The sequence below is a fragment of the Cupriavidus sp. 05N39 genome, assembly GCF_056397325.1.
The window spans coordinates 48,284-65,034 of record NZ_JBFTNE010000062.1 but is presented as its reverse complement, the minus strand read 5'-3'; the positions used below and the strand labels follow the sequence as shown (position 1 = coordinate 65,034).

The following is a 16,751-nucleotide window of genomic DNA, read 5'->3' as shown; positions in this document are numbered from 1 at the left end:
CCTCGCCATATCGTGAAATACAAGATTCATCACAAGACGGTTTACCGTTACGCCGAGCCGGTCCGGCGCAGCGTGCACGAACTGCGGCTCGCGCCGCGTTCGGGCCCGTTGCAGGCCGTGCAAGGCTGGCAGCTATCGGTGCCGGGCAACCTGTCCGAGGCCCGCGACGGCTTTGGCAATATCGTTCACAGCTTTACCGTGGCGGGCCCTGCGCATACGCTGGTGATCGAGGCAGGCGGCGTGGTGGAAGTGACGCCGCCCGCCGGCGGAGAAGTGCCGCTTTTCTGCGATGCGCCGCCGGCGGGCGAGGCGCGTGTCTCGCCGCTTTACTACCTGGGCAGCACGCCGCTGACCGCCGCGCATCCGGAAATGTTACGTTTTGCCTCGCCCTACCTGGCGGCGGGGCACGAGGTGCCGGCCCTGCTGGCTCTGGCCGGTGGCATAGCCGAGCGGGTGCGGTACAAGGCAGACAGCACGGATGTGGGCACGTCAGCCAGCGAGGCCTTCGGGCTGGGCAGCGGGGTTTGCCAGGATCAAGCGCAAGTGATGGTGGCATGTTGCCGCGCCCTCGGTATTCCGGCGCGCTACGTCAGCGGCTATTTCTACGACCCGGCGGCCTCCGAGTTGGCCAGCCATGCCTGGGCCGATGTCTGTGTGGACGTGGACAGGGAGCTGTGGTGCAGTATCGACGTGACGCACGCTTGCCTGAGCGACACGCGTCATGTCCGGCTTGCGGTCGGGCGTGATTACCGCATGGCCGCGCCGGTGAGAGGCATTCGCGAGGGCGGCAGCGGCGAGCAGTTGGCGGTCGAGATTGCCATTGCACCGCTGCAGTGAGCGAGGTGGTGCGAAGCGCACCAGGAATGGGCGTGATACGGTGTTCCAGCCGCGCAGGGGCGGCGCTAGAATGCGGCCTGGCTCCGGGCAGTGCGCCGGGCGGGGCCGTGCACCATAACAAGACGAGATCATGACGTACTGTGTAGCCATGCGGCTGGATGCCGGTCTGGTGTTCCTCTCCGATTCCCGCACCAATGCCGGGGTCGACGCGATTTCGACCGCGCGCAAGATGACTGTGTTCGAGGAGCCGGGCGACCGCGTGATGGTGCTGCTGACGGCGGGCAACCTGGCGATCAGCCAGGCGGTGCGCCAGATACTCGCAGAAGGCCGCGACGAGAAGCGCTCCCTGTGGACCGCGCGCGATATGTTCGAGGCGGCCGCCATCGTTGGCGACGCGGTGCGCCAGGTGCACAAGCACGATGCCCACGCCCTGCGCGAGGCTGGCATCGAGTTCAATGTGAGTCTGATCTTCGGCGGGCAGATCCGTGGCGAGCGGGTGCGCCTGTTCCATGTGTACGCGGCGGGGAATTTTGTCGAAGCCACGCCCGAGAACTGCTATTTCCAGATCGGCGAGGCCAAGTACGGCAAGCCCATCATCGATCGCGTGGTGGAACCCACGCTGCCGCTTGGCCAAGCCGCCAAATGCGCGCTGATCTCGATGGACTCCACCCTGAAATCCAATATCTCGGTGGGCCTGCCCCTGGACCTGCTGGTCTACGAGGCCGATTCGCTGCGCGTGACCCGCTTCGTCAATATCGACGAGAAGAACGCCTACTTCCGCATGATCCGCGATACCTGGGGGCATCGCCTGCGCCAGGTCTTCGGCGAGATCAACGATCCGGAATGGGATGCCTGCGCCCCGGCGGAGTTTCCGCTGGCGCGCCAGGGCGAAGGCGACCGCTGGGGGCAGCCGGTGCGCGCCACGCGCGAACGCGCCGGCACCCAGGACTGAGGGCGGATATCCCAGATGCGTGACATCCTGCATTTTTCGCATGCCAACGGCTTTCCCGTCAGCACCTACCGCAAGCTGTTCGCAACGCTGGAAGACGATTTCGAGATCCGCGCCGTGGACCGATACGGCCATGACCCGAAGTTCCCGGTCACGCGAGAGTGGCCGCACCTCGTCGATGAGTTGCTGGCTTCCGTGGAGCAGAAGTACCGCGAGCCGGTGTGGCTGGTGGGGCATTCGCTCGGTGGCTTCCTGTCGCTGATGGCCGCGCTGCGGCGCCCGCAATGGGTGCGCGGCGTGGTGATGCTCGATTCGCCCGTGATCGCCGGCTGGCGTGCCGCCTTGCTAAAGGCCGGCCAGCGCTTCGGCCTGGACGAACGGCCCGGCCCTGCGGCGGTGACGCGGCGGCGCCGCACCCACTGGCCGGATGCCGAGGCGGTCTGGGAACATTTCCGTTCCAAGCCGGTATTCGCGGCCTGGGATGAGGAGGTGCTGCGCGACTACGCCATGCATGGCACCGAGCCGACCGGCAACGACGCCGAGCGCCGCCTGCGTTTCGAGCGTGAGATCGAGTACCAGATCTACCGCACCCTGCCCACCAGCCTGGGCTCGCGCGTTGCGCGCGGCGCGCCGGTGCCGGTCGGCTTTGTCGCCGGCACGCAGTCGCGCGAAGTGCGGCAGTGCGGGCTCGGCGCCACGCGCAAGCTGGTGGGAGAGCGCCTGCGCTTTATCGAGGGCGGGCATCTTTATCCGATGGAGCGGCCCGGCCAGACGGCCGGATTGATCCGCGATCTCGTCGGCGAAATGCGGGGCAATTCGCCCGCGGCCGCGCGTCCGTAGCCGGGGTCAGGCAGGGGCAGCAGCGAGGGCCGGGGTGCGAAGCGGCGAATGCGTCTCAGCGGTTGCCGGGCAAGGCGACTTGTCGCAAATGCGGCGCTGCAGCAGCCAGGCTCTCATGTATAATCCCGATTTCCCCGGCAAGCTCGGTTTATGACCAAATTCGTCTTCGTCACCGGTGGTGTCGTCTCTTCGCTCGGCAAGGGCATCGCTGCTGCTTCGCTCGCGGCCATTCTTGAGTCGCGCGGCCTCAAAGTCACCCTCCTCAAGCTAGATCCCTACATCAACGTCGATCCCGGCACGATGAGCCCCTTCCAGCATGGCGAGGTGTTCGTCACGGAAGACGGTGCTGAAACCGACCTCGATCTCGGCCACTACGAGCGCTTCGTCTCGGCCAAGATGCGCAAGTCGAACAACTTCACCACGGGCCAGATCTACGAGTCGGTGATCCGCAAGGAACGCCGCGGCGAGTACCTCGGCAAGACGGTGCAGGTAATCCCGCATATCACCAACGAAATCCAGGCCTTCATCGAGCGCGGCGCGGCTGCGTCGCACGGTGGCAAGGCGGACGTCGCGCTGGTGGAAATCGGCGGCACGGTGGGCGATATCGAATCGCTGCCGTTCCTGGAAGCCGCGCGCCAGATGAGCCTGCGCATGGGCCGCAACCACGCTGCCTTCGTGCACCTGACGCTGGTGCCGTTCATCGCCAGCGCCGGCGAGCTGAAGACCAAGCCGACCCAGCACTCGGTGCAGAAGCTGCGTGAAATCGGCATCTCGCCGACCGCGCTGCTGTGCCGCGCGGACCGCCCGATCCCGGACGAAGAGCGCGCCAAGATTTCGCTGTTCTCCAATATCCCGCAGGAAGCCGTGATCTCGGTCTGGGACGCGGACAGCATCTACAAGATCCCGCAGATGCTCAACGAGCAGGGCCTCGACCGCCTGATCTGCGAGGAACTGCGTATCGACCCGAAGCCGGCAGATCTCTCCATGTGGCAACGCCTGGTCAATGCCCAGGAAAATCCGCAGCATGAGATCACCATCGGCATGGTTGGCAAGTACGTCGACCTGACCGAGTCGTACAAGTCGCTGATCGAAGCGCTGCGCCACGCCGGCATGCATACCGCCACCCGCGTGAACATCGAGTACATCGATTCGGAAGAGCTGGAATCGGGCCACCTCGAAGTGCTCAAGCCGCTGGACGCCATCCTGGTGCCGGGCGGTTTCGGCAAGCGCGGCACGGAAGGCAAGATCCGCGCGATCCAGTACGCCCGTGAGAACAAGGTGCCGTACCTGGGCATCTGCCTGGGCATGCAGCTGGCCGTGATCGAATTCGCCCGCCATGTGGCGGCGATGGCCGATGCCAATTCGACCGAGTTCAACCTGGRAACCGAACATCCGGTGGTGGCACTGATCACCGAATGGGTCGACCGTGAAGGCAAGGTGGAGGAGCGCTCCGCCGAGTCCGACCTGGGAGGCACCATGCGCCTGGGCGCGCAGCGCGTACCGGTCAAGCCGGGCACCAAGGCAGCCAGGATCTACGGCGAAGAAGTCAACGAGCGCCATCGCCATCGCTACGAGGTCAACAATCACTATGTGCCGACGCTGGAAAAGGCGGGCATGGTGATTTCGGCTCGCACCCCGACCGAAGACCTGCCCGAGATGATGGAACTGCCGGAAAGCATGCACCCGTGGTTCGTGGGCGTGCAGTTCCACCCGGAATTCACCTCCACCCCGCGCGATGGCCATCCGCTGTTCAAGGCCTACGTGGAAGCGGCGCTGGCCAGCCAGCAGAGCAAGGCGGGCTGAGCCCCGGCACCGCAAGCAGGAGACTAGTGATGAAACTCTGTGGATTTGACGTTGGCCTGGACCGGCCCTTCTTCCTGATCGCCGGTCCGTGCGTGATCGAGTCCGAGCAGATGGCGCTGGATACCGCCGGCGAGCTCAAGGCGATCACCGGCGAGCTCGGCATCCCGTTTATCTACAAGTCCTCGTTCGACAAGGCCAACCGCTCGTCGGGCAGGACCTTCCGCGGGCTGGGCATGGAGAAAGGGCTGGAGATCCTCGCCACGGTCAAGCGCGAGATCGGTGTGCCGGTGCTGACCGATATCCACGAGATCGACGAGGTCAAGCCGGTGGCGGCGGTGGTCGATGTACTGCAGACGCCGGCCTTCCTGTGCCGTCAGACCGACTTCATCCGCGCGTGCGCGCAGAGCGGCCGTCCCGTCAATATCAAGAAGGGACAGTTCCTCGCGCCGCATGACATGAAGAACGTCATCGACAAGGCGCGCGACGCCGCGCGCGAGGCAGGGCTGCCGGAAGACAGCTTCATGGCTTGCGAGCGCGGCGTTTCCTTCGGCTACAACAACCTGGTCTCCGATATGCGCTCGCTCGCGATCATGCGCGAGACCGGCGCGCCGGTGGTGTTCGATGCCACGCACTCGGTGCAGCTGCCGGGCGGCCAGGGCACCAGCTCCGGCGGCCAGCGCGAATTCGTGCCGGTGCTGGCGCGCGCTGCCGTGGCGGTGGGCGTGGCGGGCCTGTTCATGGAAACGCATCCGGACCCGAGCAAGGCCATGTCGGACGGCCCCAATGCCGTGCCGCTGTCGCGCATGAAGGAGCTGCTGTCCGTGCTCAAGGAACTCGATACGCTGGTCAAGCGCTCGGGCTTCCTCGAAGACAATTTCGGCTGGCCCGCGGCCTGCGCCTGAGCGCGCAGCGCCGTTGCCGACATGGCCGTCATCAGGCGGCCATGATCAGCCAAGTAGAATCAACACCATAAAATCACACGGAGATACGCCATGGCCAGCGGCTATATCATTGCCCACGTCGATGTCACCGATCCCCAGCAGTATGAAGAGTACAAGGTGCTCTCCAGCCATGCCATGAAGGTGCATGGCGCCGAGGTGCTGGTGCGTGGCGGCAAGACCGAGAAGCTGGAGGGCGACTGGGCCCCGACGCGCGTGGTCGTGCTGAAGTTTCCCAGCTATGACGCGGCAAAGTCGTTCCACGACAGCGAGGCATATCGCGCCGCGCGCAAGTCGCGCGAGCATGCCGCGCGCATGAACATGATCGTGGTAGAAGGCGTTTAGGCATTAATCAGCGCCCGTCAGCGGTAGTCCAGGGCATGGCGCCCGTGTAGTACGAAGTCATCAAGCATCAACAGTCCAAGAGGAATCCATGAGTGCAATCGTAGATATCATCGGTCGCGAAGTTCTCGACTCGCGCGGTAACCCGACGGTCGAGTGCGACGTCCTGCTCGAATCCGGCGTGATGGGCCGCGCGGCAGTGCCGTCGGGCGCATCCACCGGTTCGCGCGAAGCCATCGAGCTGCGTGACGGCGACAAGTCGCGCTATCTCGGCAAGGGCGTGCTGAAGGCTGTCGAGCATATCAACACCGAAATCTCCGAAGCCATCATGGGCCTGGATGCCTCCGAGCAGGCTTTCCTGGACCGTACCCTGATCGACCTCGACGGCACCGACAACAAGGCTCGCCTGGGCGCCAACGCCACGCTGGCCGTATCGATGGCCGTGGCCAAGGCCGCCGCTGAAGAAGCCGGCCTGCCGCTGTACCGCTACTTCGGCGGTTCGGGCGCGATGCAAATGCCGGTGCCGATGATGAACATCGTCAACGGTGGCGCGCATGCCAACAACAGCCTGGACATCCAGGAATTCATGATCATGCCGGTGTCGCAGACGAGCTTCCGCGAAGCCCTGCGTTGCGGCGCCGAAGTGTTCCACGCGCTCAAGAAGATCCTGTCCGACAAGGGCATGTCCACGGCGGTTGGCGACGAGGGCGGCTTTGCCCCCAACTTCGCTTCCAACGAAGAGTGCCTGAACACCGTTGTGCTGGCCATCGAGAAGGCCGGCTACCGTGCAGGCGAAGATGTCCTGCTGGCGCTGGACTGCGCGGCTACCGAGTTCTATCACGAAGGCGAAGGCCAGTACCACCTGGAAGGCGAGGGCCYGAAGCTGACCTCGACCCAGTTCGCCGACTACCTGGCCAACCTGTGCGACAAGTTCCCGATCGTGTCGATCGAGGACGGCATGGCCGAAGRCGACTKSGACGGCTGGAAGSTGCTGACCGACAMSCTGGGCAAGMRSGTSCAGCTGGTSGGCGACGACCTGTTCGTGACCAATACCAAGATCCTGAAGGAAGGCATTGAAAAGGGCATCGGCAACTCGATCCTGATCAAGATCAACCAGATCGGCACACTGACCGAGACCTTCGCCGCCATCGAGATGGCCAAGCGCGCCGGCTACACCGCCGTGATCTCGCACCGCTCGGGCGAAACCGAGGACAGCACCATCGCCGATATCGCGGTGGGCACCAACGCCGGCCAGATCAAGACCGGCTCGCTGTCGCGCTCGGACCGTATCTCGAAGTACAACCAGCTGCTGCGCATCGAGGAAGATCTCGGCGATATCGCCAGCTACCCGGGCAAGAGCGCGTTCTACAATCTGCGCTAAGCGCGTGTCATGCGCCGGCCGCGGCCGGCGCTGACGCAACTTCCTTTTCCGCTTAAGCGCCAGAACCCATGCGCCTGATCTCGTTGCTGTTGTTCGTGCTGTTGCTCGCCATCCAGTATCCCTTATGGCTGGGCAAGGGCGGTTGGCTGCGTGTGTGGGACATGGACAAGCAGGTGCAGGAACAATCGGCGCGCAACCAGTTGCTCAAGTTGCGCAATGCCAAGCTGGAAGGGGAAGTGAAGGACCTGGAGGATGGCACAGGCGCCATCGAGGAACGTGCCCGCTATGAGTTGGGCATGGTCAAGGATGGCGAGGTGTTCGTGCAGTTCGTGGCGCCCGCGCCCAAGGTCAGCGCCACGCCGCCGCTGCCGCCTCCGCCGAATTCCCCGGCGTTCAACCGCCACTGACGACTGGCGCCAGTTCCTGGGCAGAGTCTATTGACCTGCCGCACCTCAAGCGTCGCCCGGCAAACTCACCACCAATACGGATAGCCGCCCCAGCCCCGGTAGCCGGGGCTGCTGAAGCCGACTCCGCCGCCCCAGTGGCCACCGCCCCACCCTCCGTAATACAGGTTCCAGCTTGGATAGGCATAGGCTGCAGCCTGCGCCATGGCCTCGGCCTCTTGCTGGCGCGCGATGGCGGCTTCCTGCTCGCGCAGCACCTGTTGGTTCAGGGCGTCGAGCTTCTGCCTTTCTTCAGGGGTGAGGGGCGCCGGCGGAACACCGTTGGGCACCAGGCGCGCGGTCGGCGGCGAGCCGTTGATGTCGCGCGGCAACTCCGCGCAGCCGCCGCAGGCCAGCACTGCGCCGAGCAGCAAGACGCCGATCGTGCCCTGCGCGCGGACCAGGCGTGACGCTTTGCACGCTGCGGCGACGGCGGACGGGGTTGAAGGCAAAGCGGACATGGTGACTCCCTGACTCTGGTAGGTCGCTGATGCTTGGACCGCGGCGGAGGGCGTAAAGGTTCCTCGTGGGGTTCCTTCCGAGCCGCTCCGCCTTACCGCGTTGCAGCTTAGTGTTGCTGCGCCGCACCGTCACCGGCGCCGGTAGCGACGGGGGCCGGCGCAAACAGTTGCGCGCAGTCAACCGGATCGAAGTGATATTGCTGGCCGCAGAAATCGCACTGGATCTCCACTTCGCCGCGTTCGACCAGGATGTCCTCGATTTCCACGCGGCCCAGGTTTTGCAGCATGCCAGCCACCTTGGCACGCGAGCACGAGCACTGGAAGTGCGGCGTGAGCGGCTCGAATACGCGCAGACCGGTGGCTTGCAGGTCTTCCCAGAAGAGGCGGCGCAGCAGAGTATCGGGCGTTTCGGCCAGGAGTTCTTCGTCCTTCAGCGTGGCGCCGAGCTGGCAGGCGCGGTCCCAGGTGTCCAGGTCCTGCGCGCGGCCGGTGTCCGCCAGCGGCACGCCGGTTTCGCCGACTTCGGCGGGCGCGCGCCCGGCATGGCCTTCCAGCGTGCCACCGTAGGACGGCAGCTTCTGCAGCAGCATGCCGGCGGCAACTTTGTCGTCGGCGGCCAGCCACAGCCGGGTGTCGAGCTGCTCGGACGCTTGCATATAGTGTTCGAGCACGGCAGTCATCGACGCCATCGGGCCGTGTGCATCGGCCAGCGGCACGATGCTCTGGTACGGCTGCTGTCCGGGTAGCTTGTCCTGCGGGTCCAGCGTGATGGCGAAGCGGCCGCGGCCGTTGATGTTGACGAGGTCCGCCAGCGTGGCATCGTCGGCCAGCGCTACGCCTTCGGCTAGCTTGGCGGTCGCCCGCATCGACAGGTCGGACAGGCATTCCACCACCAGCATGCGCACCGGGCCGTCGCCGTGCACTTGCATCACCAGCGCGCCGTTGAACTTCAGGTTGGCCGAAAGCAGGGCGGCGGCGGACATCATTTCACCCAGCAGGCGGCGCACCGGCGCCGGGTAATGATTGCGGCGCAGTACTTCCTGCCAGGTGGTCTGCATGCGCACCAGTTCGCCGCGAACGGGGGCCGCGTCGAACAGGAATTTCTGCAGGGTGTCGGGGGTGGTGGTGTCAGTCACGATGATCCGTCGGTAAATCGGTGCGGGCGTCGCGGCGCCTTAGTCGATGCGTTTGAGTTGCGTCTTGTACATGGCCTGGCGCGTGGCGTAGGTCTCGGCATTGCGGTACAGGTTGGCCACATCCTGCTCGGTGAGTTCGCGCACCACCTTGGCCGGCGCGCCCAGGATCAGCGAACGATCCGGGAATACCTTGCCTTCGGTGACCACGGCCCCGGCGCCGACCAGGCACTCCTTGCCGATCACTGCACGGTTCAGGATCACCGCCTGGATGCCGATCAGCGAGCCTTCGCCCACCGTGCAGCCATGCAGCATGGCCTGGTGGCCGATCGATACCTTGTCGCCGATGGTCAGCGGGCAGCCGGGGTCGGTGTGGAGCACGGTGCCTTCCTGCACATTGCTGGACTCGCCCACCACGATCGGTTCGTTGTCGCCCCGGATCACCACGCCTGGCCAGACGCTGGCGCGCGCCTTGAGCGTCACGTTGCCGATGATGGTGGCCTCCGGCGCCACATAGGCATCCGGATCGATGGTGGGGGCAACGTCGCCGAGCTGGTAAAGCGCCATGAGGTCTCCTGCACAAGTTCGTATGGGTATATGGGGTTTGCCGCCAGGCTTTAAAGGGTCGCGGGCGGCCTGGCATGGAGCGCCACCCGCCGGGCCCTACAATGGCGGCAAACCGGATTTTACGCTTATGCCAGCAAACCTTCCCGATGCCGCCTCTCCTGGCGCCCCTGACCCCGATCGCGGCGGCATGCCGCTTGCCGCACCTGGCTCTTTGTCCGGCGTGGCGGTGCCGTCCTTGCGCCGCCAGGCGCTTGCCATCCTCTGTTTGAGCGATGCGCACGAGAAGGCCGCGGCCACACGCCGGATGCGGCTTGCGGGCGAAGCCATGGCGCCGGAGGCCCTGGGCATCGGCGAGGCGATCTCGGCCGAACTGCCGCTGCCCGGCCGGCCGCCGCTGCCCGAACTGGTGGCGCCGCAGCGGGTCGAGCGGCGGCGGTCCATCCATACGCCCGCCGGGCGCGCGGCGCTGATCCACGCGCTTGCACATATCGAGTTCAACGCCATCAACCTGGCGCTGGATGCCATCTGGCGATTCGATCTGATGCCGGTAGCCTTTTACCTGGACTGGCTACGAGTGGCCGACGAAGAGGCGCTGCATTTCAGCCTGCTGGCGCAGCACCTGGCCACGCTGGGTGCGCATTACGGCGATTTTCCGGCGCACAACAGTCTTTGGGAGATGGCGGACAAGACCGCCGGCGATGTGCTGGCGCGCATGGCGCTGGTGCCGCGCACGCTGGAGGCGCGCGGCCTGGATGCCTCGCCGCCGGTGCGGRCCAAGCTCGCAGCCGCGGGCGATCACGAGGCCGCCGCAATCATCGACATCATCCTGCGCGACGAGGTGGGCCACGTAGCCATCGGCAACCGCTGGTACCGATGGCTATGTGCCTCCCGTGGCATGGACCCCGTCACCACCTACGCCGAACTGGCCGCACGGTACCAGGCACCGCGCCTGCGGCCGCCCTTCAACCTGGCAGCGCGCCGCGCGGCGGGTTTCGACGAAGATGAGCTGGCGTGGCTGGAAGGACAGGCCAGTCAGTTGTATTCCGTCACCACGACATAGCCCTGCTTGATGCCGCTATCGGGGCCTGTCGTGAATTGCACGGGCACGGTAAAGGCGCGCGCGGTCGTCAGCTGGACTACCCGGCCAGGCAGCAGCGGCAGGGAGGCAGACTCCGCGGAATGGGCGCCGTTTGCCGGGCAATTTACCGATGCGGTCCCGCTCGTGCCGAGTTGCGTATTGCAGGGGGGCGCAACGATGGCCCCCCGGAAGTGGATCACACCATCCGCGCCCCACGCGGATGCCGAAAGCAAAGCACTCGCCAGGGCCAACGGCAGCCGATGCGCGAAGCGGTGGGAGGCGGCGCGGCCGGTGCTTGCAAGCGTGCTCATTGTGATCTCCAGTTCGTCATTAAGTTGAAGCACATTGGGAAATTTCTGTGTGCTCATTGGGAACTTTATTTCCCGGGATTGGGAAAAACAATCAAGATAATCCGAATTTTCCTAATTCCTTTTTTGCATTACTCTGTTAGGTCAGGTTGCAAAATGGGCTGCTATCCGCCATGTAGTTGCCCCCGGGATATAGGAACAACCCTAATTAAAGGGACGAAAAGAAATGGGTCCGATGGGCTTTTATAGGAGTGATCCTATAAATTTCTCGGAAAAAATAAGCTGTCATGGATGACCCCTCCTGCGACTGGAACGTGTGGCCCGATCTGCCGATCGGGATGCGCCATTGCAATGCGCTCCGCATGTCCTTGCTAACGTCAGATTCGGCAAAAACTTGACTGYCGGGAGGGCGGCGAAAAGCATGCCGGCGATCGGTGGTCCGCGGCGCCGCAGGTTAAGCAGGCCGGGCGCTGAGGGGCAGGGCCTGGGGGGGGGATTTGACGGGTAGGGACGGGGACGGGTGCGAGCCTTGCGGCGGCACCCGCCTGCCAGTGCTACGGGCGCGTTGGCGCGCCGCGCCGGGCTTCGATCTCGCGCAGTACGCGCCGCTGGATCTTGCCGGTGGTGGTCATCGGCAACTGGTCGAGGAACTCGATCGCCTTGGGATATTCATACGGCGCAAGCTGGCCGCGCACATGCTGCTGCAATTCGGCGACCAGTTCAGCGTCGGCCTGCGCTGAGCGGGCGACTGACGGCACCAGTACGATGAACGCCTTGACCACCGCGCCGCGCTCCGGGTCGGGGGAAGGCACCACGGCGCAATTCGACACGGCGGGGTGCTTGAGCAGGCAGTTTTCGATCTCGCTCGGCCCGATGCGATAGCCGGAGGACTTGAAGACATCGTCGGCGCGGCCCTGGTACCAGAAGTAGCCGTCCTCGTCGACGCGCGCAAGGTCGCCTGTGCGGCACCAGCGCAAGCCGTCTCGCTCCAGGTACTTGTCCGCGGTGGCCTCCGCGTTGCGCCAGTAGCCGAGGAAGAACACGGGGTCGGGATGGCCGTGGCGGTCGGTGCTGCACACGGCAATCTCGCCGTCTTCGCCCGGCGGACAAGGCTTGCCCTCGTCGTCGACCACGGCGAGGCGGTGGCCGGGGTAGGGCCGCCCCATCGAGCCCGGGCGCGCGGGCCAGCCGGGCTGGCCGTCGTCGTTCTGGGCGGTGCAGTTGCCCACGATGTAGTTGATCTCGGTCTGGCCGAACATTTCATTGACGACCACACCGAGCGCGTCGCGGCACCAGGCGAACACGGTTTCCCCTACGGCTTCGCCTGCGCTCATCAGCGCGCGCAGGTGCAACTGGTAACGCTCGCGCGGCGCGGGGCAGGTTTTCATCATCTGCTTGAGCGCGGTGGGAAAGAGGAAGGTATTGGTGACCCGATAGCGCTCCATCAGTGCGAAGGCAACCTGCGCCGAGAACCGCCCCTGATAGCCGACGATGGGCTTGCCGAAATACAGCGCGGGCATCAGTRCATCCCACAGGCCGCCGGTCCAGGCCCAGTCGGCCGGGCTCCAGAATACGTCGTCCGCCTGCGGGAACCAGTTTTGCGAACAGACGAAGCCAGTGAGATTGCCGATCAGTGCGCGGTGCGGGATCAGCGCGCCTTTCGGCGGCCCGGTGGTTCCGCTGGTGTAGATCAGCACGGCGGCCTCGTCGGCCTTGGTCTGAACGGCGGTAAATTCCGGTAGCTCGGCGGCCAGCAGCGCGTCCCAGTCATGCTCCGCGCGGCCCACCGCGCCGCCAACACCGATCACCGAGGCCAGCGCCGGGCACTCCGCGCGCGCCGCCAGCACATTGTCGATCGCTGTTTCATCGGCAATGGCCACGCAGGCATCGCTGTGCCGGAGCCGGTAGGCCAGCGCTTCCGGTCCGAACAGCATCGACAAGGGCGTGGCGATGGCGCCGAGCTGATAGATTGCCATCTGTGCAACCACCGTCTCGATGCGCTGGGGCATCACGATGCCGACGCGGTCTCCCCGCGCCACGCCCAGCGTGCGCAGCGCCCGCGAGAGGCGGTCCGCCTCGGCCTGGATGTAGGCGTAGCTGTAGCTGGCGCGGCGCCCGTCCTCGTGTTCGGTGTGGACCGCCACCCGGTCCGCGGTGGCGGGAGCGCGCGCCCAGCGGCTACAGCACACGTCGGCGAGGTTGAAGTGCTCGGGCACCTGCCAACGGAATTCATCGTAGAGCGCGCGATAGTCGTCGCGGCGGCTGGCGGGCAGGGCGGGTGCGGCCATGCTGGGTCTCCTGGTTTGCGCTCGATATTGCGCGGATGCGTGCCGGGCCGGCTTGCCGCTATAATCCACACAAACGAACGATCGTTCTATTTTTTGGCTTCCCCGTTGTCGCGGGTGAAAGCGTCCGCCACGAAAAGGCACCCGGGGAGACACCATGACAATAAGAGAAACCTCGCGCTCGGAATTTATCACGTTGCGCGGCCTCAACATGCACGTACGGCACTGGGGCCAGCCCGGTGCGCCCACCTTGTTCCTGCTGCATGGCTGGATGGATGTGGCCGCCTCGTTCCAGTTCATGGTGGATGCGCTGGAGCGCGACTGGCGTGTCATTGCGCCCGACTGGCGCGGCTTCGGCCAGACCGATTGGCCCACACGCTATCCCGGCACCGAGTCCTACTGGTTTCCCGACTACATTGCCGATCTCGAGGCCGTGCTCGATCATTACCAGCCGGACCAGCCGGACCAGCCGGTGAACCTGGTGGGGCATAGCATGGGTGCCAACGTCGCCTGCTTCTATGCCGGCATCCGTCCCGAGCGGGTGCGCCGCGTGGTCGACCTGGAGGGGTTTGGCATGACGGGCACCCGCGCCGAGCAGGCGCCCGGTCGCTATGCGCGCTGGCTGGACGAACTGCGGCAGCGCCAGCCGCTGAAGACCTATGACAGCGTGGAGGCAGTGGCGGCGCGGTTGCAGAAGACGAATCCGCGCCTGCCGGACGATCGCGCGGCGTTCCTGGCCAAGCACTGGTCGGCCAGGAACGCCGAAGGCCGCTGGGAAATCCTTGGCGACGCCGCCCACAAGATGGTCAATCCCGTGCTGTACCGGCTGGACGAAGTGATGGCGATCTGGGCAAAGGCCACCGCGCCGGTACTGCATGTGGAAGCGCGCGACTCCCAAACGCTCAGCCATATTGCAAAGGGGCAGCCGCTGGAGGAGTTCAAGCTGCGCTTCAAGGCGTTCCGGGATTTCCGCGAGGCCATTGTCGATGACGCCGGCCATATGCTGCATCACGACCAGCCGCGGGTGGTCGCCGGGCTGGTCGAATCGTTCTGCGCGTAATGTCCGCTGGCGCCATGCCGCTACGCTCAGGCGTGCGTCAGCTTTTCCTTGAGCGTGGCGTTGTTGCTGGTGTGCACGTGCACCAGCGCCTTTTCGGGGAAGGCATAGTGATAGGCGCGGCGCAAGGCCAGCGCGGCCTCGTGGAAGCCCGACAGGATGAGTTTCTGCTTGTTGGGATAAAACGCGATATCGCCGGCGGCGAAGATGCCGCGCCGGGAAGTCTCGTAGGTGGTGGTATCCACCACGATACGGCCGGCGCGCATGTCGAGGTCCCATTGGGCGATCGGGCCGGGTTCGGAGACCAGGCCATAGAGCGCCACCAGTTCGTCGGCCGGCAGGCTGACGGTGTCGTCGCGGGCGCGGATATCGACGCCGGCCAGGGTGTCGCCCTCGGTTTTGAGCGCGCCCAGCATGCCTACCACGAAGTCCATTTCGCCAGCGGCCACCGCGGCCCGCATTTCGGCCACCGTGCCGTCGGCCGCGCGAAAGCCCTCCCGGCGGTGCACCAGCGTGACGCGCGCTGCGATCTTGCGCAGCGCCAGCGCCCAGTCCAGCGCGGAATCGCCGCCGCCGGCCACCACGACGCGCTTGCCGGCAAAGCGCGCGGTATCGCGCACGGCGTAGTGCAGGTAGCGGTCCTCCAGCGCGGCGGCTTCGGGCAGCGCCACGCGCTGCGGGGCAAAGGCGCCAGCGCCGGCGCAGATCAGCACGGCCGCCACGTCGAAGCGCTTGCCGTTGTCGGTGGTGACCAGCAGGCGGTGCGGGTGTTCGTGGCCGGGCGGGCGAGCGGTGGCCGTGGCGTGCGGTGCGGGCGGAATTTCGGCAAGGCCGTTGGCGCGTTCGTTGAAATGCATGGGAAACGCGAACGGCGCGCATTGTTCGAGCAGGCGATCGACCAGGTCTTGTGCCAGGCAGCCGGGCACGGCAGGGATGTCGTAGATCGGCTTTTCCGGATACAGCTCGGTGCACTGGCCGCCGGCGCGGTCCAGCACGTCGATGAGCTCGCACTTCAATCCCAGCACGCCCGCCTGGAACGCGGCGAACAGGCCGACCGGGCCCGCGCCGACAATCAGGACGTCGGTACGGATCACTTCGGATGGGGCGGCGCCATCGGCAGCATTGCGGGTTTCGGGCGTGGCGGAGTCAGTGGCGTGGATCGGCATGGCTTGGCAGGCAGCGCGCGCGGCGCCGCCAGGGGGGAGGATCGTCAGGCCACAACTATACCGCGCGGGGCGGCGCTCCATGCCTACGCCAGTGTTGGCGGCAGGGCTATCGGCCTGCCCGCGGGCGTGGGTTGTGTGGGCTAGCCCACGTGGCCGCTGGCGCGGGAGTAACACACGATTAACGCGGAATATGCGCGGGAGTAGAATAGACACATGCAAAATCCACACGCAATCAACGCAGACCTGCATTGCCATTCCACCGTATCCGACGGCATGTTGTCGCCCAGGGACGTGGCCGCGCGCGCGCGCGCCGGCGGCGTGGCGTTCTGGGCGCTGACGGACCATGACGAGGTCGGCGGACAGGCCGAGGCGCGCGCCGCTGCCGAGGCGCTTGGCATGCATTATGTGCCGGGGGTGGAGATTTCCGTGACATGGGCCGGCCAGACCGTCCATATCGTCGGCTTGCAGATCGATCCGGCTTGTCCGGCGCTGGTTGAAGGCCTGGCGGCGACGCGCTCCGGTCGCGCGGCGCGGGCGCAGGATATCGGCGAGGCGCTGGCCGCGATCGGCATCGAGGGCGCCTACGCGGGCGCGCTGCAGCATGTCGGCAATCCCGACCTGATCTCCCGCACGCATTTTGCGCGCTGGCTGGTGGAGCAGGGGCGGTGCAAGACCATCGGCGACGTGTTCAGCGATTACCTCGGCGAAGGCTGTCCGGGTTTTGTGGGGCACCGCTGGGCCAGGCTGGCCGATGCCGTGGGATGGATCCAGGCGGCAGGCGGCATTCCGGTGATGGCCCACCCGGGGCGCTACAACTACACGCAACTGCAGCATGATGCGCTGTTCGACGAGTTCAAGCAGCTCGGCGGGGCCGCGGTCGAGGTGGTCACTGGCAGCCATACGCCGGACCAGTACCGCCGCTACGTCGATGTCGCGCATCACTACGGCCTGCTGGCTTCCCGCGGCTCGGATTTCCATGGGCCGGGCGAAGGCCGGATCGAGCTGGGCTCGCTGCCGCCGCTGCCGTCCTCGGTCACGCCGGTCTGGCATGACTGGTAAGCCGCGCCGGCCCGTACCATGCGCCCCATTCGCTTCTCCCCATCGCAGAGCTGGCCCGGAGTGCGCGCGGTATTCGCCCCAGGCCCGCGACCGTTTTCCCCTGG

General features: G+C 65.9%; 17 protein-coding genes. 11 read left to right on the top strand and 6 right to left on the bottom strand.

The window, feature by feature from the left end:
* The first annotated feature begins 12 nt into the window (after positions 1 to 12).
* The 8 genes from AC1DN0_RS26505 (at position 13) to ftsB (ending at position 7,497) form a co-directional block, all read left to right on the top strand.
* A complete protein-coding gene (locus AC1DN0_RS26505; protein WP_441630034.1) occupies positions 13 to 837 on the top strand; it encodes a transglutaminase family protein in 825 nt (274 codons plus the stop codon).
* A 130-nt stretch (positions 838 to 967) separates the two neighbouring features.
* Positions 968 to 1,789, top strand: coding sequence for a proteasome-type protease (locus AC1DN0_RS26500; protein WP_200876673.1), 822 nt, complete (start codon positions 968 to 970; stop codon positions 1,787 to 1,789).
* A gap of 15 nt (positions 1,790 to 1,804) precedes the next feature.
* On the top strand, positions 1,805 to 2,626 hold the full coding sequence (locus AC1DN0_RS26495; protein WP_447435343.1) for an alpha/beta fold hydrolase: 822 nt from the start codon (positions 1,805 to 1,807) through the stop codon (positions 2,624 to 2,626).
* A 150-nt stretch (positions 2,627 to 2,776) separates the two neighbouring features.
* Positions 2,777 to 4,429 (top strand): CTP synthase, encoded by a 1,653-nt coding sequence (locus AC1DN0_RS26490; RefSeq protein WP_477146130.1) that lies wholly within the window; start codon positions 2,777 to 2,779, stop codon positions 4,427 to 4,429.
* A gap of 29 nt (positions 4,430 to 4,458) precedes the next feature.
* Positions 4,459 to 5,331: a 3-deoxy-8-phosphooctulonate synthase gene (kdsA, locus tag AC1DN0_RS26485; protein WP_441630039.1), complete on the top strand. Its 873-nt coding sequence runs from the start codon at positions 4,459 to 4,461 to the stop codon at positions 5,329 to 5,331.
* A gap of 90 nt (positions 5,332 to 5,421) precedes the next feature.
* Positions 5,422 to 5,712: a DUF1330 domain-containing protein gene (locus AC1DN0_RS26480; protein ID WP_477111067.1), complete on the top strand. Its 291-nt coding sequence runs from the start codon at positions 5,422 to 5,424 to the stop codon at positions 5,710 to 5,712.
* A gap of 88 nt (positions 5,713 to 5,800) precedes the next feature.
* Complete coding sequence (eno, locus tag AC1DN0_RS26475; RefSeq protein ID WP_477146129.1) at positions 5,801 to 7,090, top strand: phosphopyruvate hydratase; 1,290 nt, start codon at positions 5,801 to 5,803, stop codon at positions 7,088 to 7,090.
* A 68-nt stretch (positions 7,091 to 7,158) separates the two neighbouring features.
* Positions 7,159 to 7,497 carry a cell division protein FtsB gene (gene ftsB / locus AC1DN0_RS26470; RefSeq protein ID WP_035859184.1) on the top strand — a complete coding sequence of 113 codons (339 nt, stop codon included), beginning with the start codon at positions 7,159 to 7,161 and terminating at the stop codon, positions 7,495 to 7,497.
* Between the two features lie 65 nt (positions 7,498 to 7,562).
* Here ftsB and AC1DN0_RS26465 read toward each other — a convergent pair whose 3' ends face one another.
* From AC1DN0_RS26465 to AC1DN0_RS26455, 3 genes are all read right to left on the bottom strand, one after another.
* Positions 7,563 to 7,994: a hypothetical protein gene (locus AC1DN0_RS26465; protein WP_441630043.1), complete on the bottom strand. Its 432-nt coding sequence runs from the start codon at positions 7,992 to 7,994 to the stop codon at positions 7,563 to 7,565.
* A gap of 107 nt (positions 7,995 to 8,101) precedes the next feature.
* Positions 8,102 to 9,130, bottom strand: coding sequence for an Hsp33 family molecular chaperone HslO (hslO, locus tag AC1DN0_RS26460; RefSeq protein WP_441630045.1), 1,029 nt, complete (start codon positions 9,128 to 9,130; stop codon positions 8,102 to 8,104).
* 39 nt (positions 9,131 to 9,169) lie between these two features.
* A complete protein-coding gene (locus AC1DN0_RS26455) occupies positions 9,170 to 9,694 on the bottom strand; it encodes a gamma carbonic anhydrase family protein (protein WP_006160208.1) in 525 nt (174 codons plus the stop codon).
* Between the two features lie 127 nt (positions 9,695 to 9,821).
* Between AC1DN0_RS26455 and AC1DN0_RS26450 the strand changes: the two genes are divergently transcribed.
* Positions 9,822 to 10,754, top strand: a complete 933-nt coding sequence (locus tag AC1DN0_RS26450) for a ferritin-like domain-containing protein (RefSeq protein WP_477146128.1) — start codon at positions 9,822 to 9,824, stop codon at positions 10,752 to 10,754.
* Here the strand turns inward: AC1DN0_RS26450 and AC1DN0_RS26445 are convergent.
* Both AC1DN0_RS26445 and AC1DN0_RS26440 read right to left on the bottom strand, forming a co-directional pair.
* Complete coding sequence (locus AC1DN0_RS26445) at positions 10,727 to 11,083, bottom strand: hypothetical protein (RefSeq protein ID WP_477111065.1); 357 nt, start codon at positions 11,081 to 11,083, stop codon at positions 10,727 to 10,729. The two genes, AC1DN0_RS26450 and AC1DN0_RS26445, sit on opposite strands and share 28 nt — an antisense overlap.
* Positions 11,084 to 11,634: 551 nt before the next feature.
* The gene (locus AC1DN0_RS26440) at positions 11,635 to 13,368 is read right to left on the bottom strand and encodes an acetate--CoA ligase (protein WP_477146127.1); all 1,734 of its coding nucleotides are present in this window, start codon (positions 13,366 to 13,368) and stop codon (positions 11,635 to 11,637) included.
* A gap of 154 nt (positions 13,369 to 13,522) precedes the next feature.
* Between AC1DN0_RS26440 and AC1DN0_RS26435 the strand changes: the two genes are divergently transcribed.
* A complete protein-coding gene (locus tag AC1DN0_RS26435) occupies positions 13,523 to 14,425 on the top strand; it encodes an alpha/beta fold hydrolase (RefSeq protein ID WP_477111063.1) in 903 nt (300 codons plus the stop codon).
* A 26-nt stretch (positions 14,426 to 14,451) separates the two neighbouring features.
* On the opposite strand, the gene AC1DN0_RS26430 is transcribed toward AC1DN0_RS26435, so the two are convergent.
* Positions 14,452 to 15,588, bottom strand: a complete 1,137-nt coding sequence (locus AC1DN0_RS26430; protein ID WP_441630056.1) for an NAD(P)/FAD-dependent oxidoreductase — start codon at positions 15,586 to 15,588, stop codon at positions 14,452 to 14,454.
* Between the two features lie 213 nt (positions 15,589 to 15,801).
* Here AC1DN0_RS26430 and AC1DN0_RS26425 point away from each other — a divergent pair, with 213 nt between their 5' ends.
* A complete protein-coding gene (locus AC1DN0_RS26425; protein ID WP_441630058.1) occupies positions 15,802 to 16,647 on the top strand; it encodes a 3',5'-nucleoside bisphosphate phosphatase in 846 nt (281 codons plus the stop codon).
* The last annotated feature ends 104 nt before the right edge of the window (positions 16,648 to 16,751 follow it).

Coding starts and splice junctions, on each gene's coding strand:
- AC1DN0_RS26500 (WP_200876673.1), top strand. CDS start 968: ATGACGTACTGTGTAGCCATGCGGCTGGATGCCGGTCTGGTGTTCCTC.
- AC1DN0_RS26495 (WP_447435343.1), top strand. CDS start 1,805: ATGCGTGACATCCTGCATTTTTCGCATGCCAACGGCTTTCCCGTCAGC.
- kdsA (WP_441630039.1), top strand. CDS start 4,459: ATGAAACTCTGTGGATTTGACGTTGGCCTGGACCGGCCCTTCTTCCTG.
- AC1DN0_RS26480 (WP_477111067.1), top strand. CDS start 5,422: ATGGCCAGCGGCTATATCATTGCCCACGTCGATGTCACCGATCCCCAG.
- ftsB (WP_035859184.1), top strand. CDS start 7,159: ATGCGCCTGATCTCGTTGCTGTTGTTCGTGCTGTTGCTCGCCATCCAG.
- AC1DN0_RS26465 (WP_441630043.1), bottom strand. CDS start 7,994: ATGTCCGCTTTGCCTTCAACCCCGTCCGCCGTCGCCGCAGCGTGCAAA.
- AC1DN0_RS26455 (WP_006160208.1), bottom strand. CDS start 9,694: ATGGCGCTTTACCAGCTCGGCGACGTTGCCCCCACCATCGATCCGGAT.
- AC1DN0_RS26445 (WP_477111065.1), bottom strand. CDS start 11,083: ATGAGCACGCTTGCAAGCACCGGCCGCGCCGCCTCCCACCGCTTCGCG.
- AC1DN0_RS26435 (WP_477111063.1), top strand. CDS start 13,523: ATGACAATAAGAGAAACCTCGCGCTCGGAATTTATCACGTTGCGCGGC.
- AC1DN0_RS26430 (WP_441630056.1), bottom strand. CDS start 15,588: ATGCCGATCCACGCCACTGACTCCGCCACGCCCGAAACCCGCAATGCT.
- AC1DN0_RS26425 (WP_441630058.1), top strand. CDS start 15,802: ATGCAAAATCCACACGCAATCAACGCAGACCTGCATTGCCATTCCACC.